This is a genomic window from Rhodococcus sp. NPDC127593 (genome assembly GCF_042671975.1).
Classification (GTDB): domain Bacteria; phylum Actinomycetota; class Actinomycetes; order Mycobacteriales; family Mycobacteriaceae; genus Rhodococcus_F.
The window spans coordinates 1-1,256 of the sequence record NZ_JBHXWI010000185.1 but is presented as its reverse complement, the minus strand read 5'-3'; the positions used below and the strand labels follow the sequence as shown (position 1 = coordinate 1,256).

Here is a 1,256-nt window from a genome sequence, read left to right as displayed (position 1 = left end):
GGGACTGCCCCCACCCTGGTTGACACTCGGGGTGTGCAGTTTCAGGCCGCGTGTGCGGTCTGATGGAGCGTCTCATATTCGACGGGTGTCAGTCGACCGAGCCCGCGTTGCCGGCGCCGCCGATGGTAGGTCGTCTCGATCCACCCGACGATCGCCAACCGTAGTTCCTCACGACTGCTCCAGCGGCGACGGTCGAGGACGTTGCGTTGCAGCAACGCGAAGAACGATTCCATCGCGGCATTGTCACCACATGCCCCAACCTTCCCCATTGATCCTTGTAAACCATTGCAGGCCAACAATTCTACGAACATTCCGGAACGGAATTGGCTGCCGCGATCGGAGTGAACCACGGTGCCGTGCGGGTTGCGGAGCGCGACAGCGTTTCGCAGCGCCGAACACGCCAGGTCCGCGGTCATCCGGTCGGAGATCGAGTAGCCGACGATCCGGGTGGAGAAGCAGTCCTTGATCGCGCAGAGGTAGAGCTTGCCCTCATCGGTCCAGTGCTCGGTGATGTCGGTCAACCACAACCGGTCGGGCTGCTGGGCGGTGAACTGCCGCCTGACGAGGTCGTCATGGACCGGCGGGCCGGATCGACGATGTAGTCCTTGTTTCTTGGCGAACACCGAGAAGATCCGCTGCTGCGAACACAGCCGGTGAACGCGGTTCTCGCCGGCGACGATGCCGTGGGTGGGTAGTTCGTCGGCGATGAACCGGTACCCGAATTCCGGGTCGCCGGCGTGGATATCGAGTGCGGCGTTGATCAGATGGGCGTCGTCCCAGTCCCGTCGGGACACGGGATCGGTGTTCCACTTGTAGAACGCTTGCCGGGAGAATCCCAGCACCCGGCAGGTCACCGCGACGGGGATACCGTCGGCGGCTAGGTCACGGACCAGCGGGAACATCATTTTGGGTTGACGTCCCTCGATAGGTAGGCCACCGCCCGGCGCATCACCTCCGCTTCCTGTTCGAGCAGCCGGATACGTTTGCGGGCCTCGCGGAGCTCGTCGGATTCGTCTCGTGTGGGGCCGGGTCGGGTGCCGTCCTCGATGTCGGCCTTGCGCAGCCAGTTCTTCAGGCAGGTCTCGGAGATCCCGAAATCTTTCGCGATTTGCTCCAGCGGGGCTTCGCGTTTGCGGGCCACGGCGACGACGTCGCGGCGGAACTCCTCGGGATATGGCTTCGGCATGTCGATCATCCTTTCACCGTGAGGGCAGATCCCTCACGGGTCAGGTGTCAACCAGAGCCGGGGCAGTCCC

At 63.6% G+C, this 1,256-nt stretch carries 1 protein-coding gene; it reads right to left on the bottom strand.

What is annotated here, in order from left to right; translation table 11 throughout:
• Positions 1-41: 41 nt before the first annotated feature.
• A protein-coding gene (locus ACFVJ3_RS49505) for an IS3 family transposase (protein WP_378459050.1) occupies positions 42-1,186 on the bottom strand; the annotation gives its coding sequence in 2 pieces (ribosomal slippage) (positions 42-907 and positions 907-1,186; 1,146 coding nt in all).
• Between the last annotated feature and the right edge of the window lie 70 nt (positions 1,187-1,256).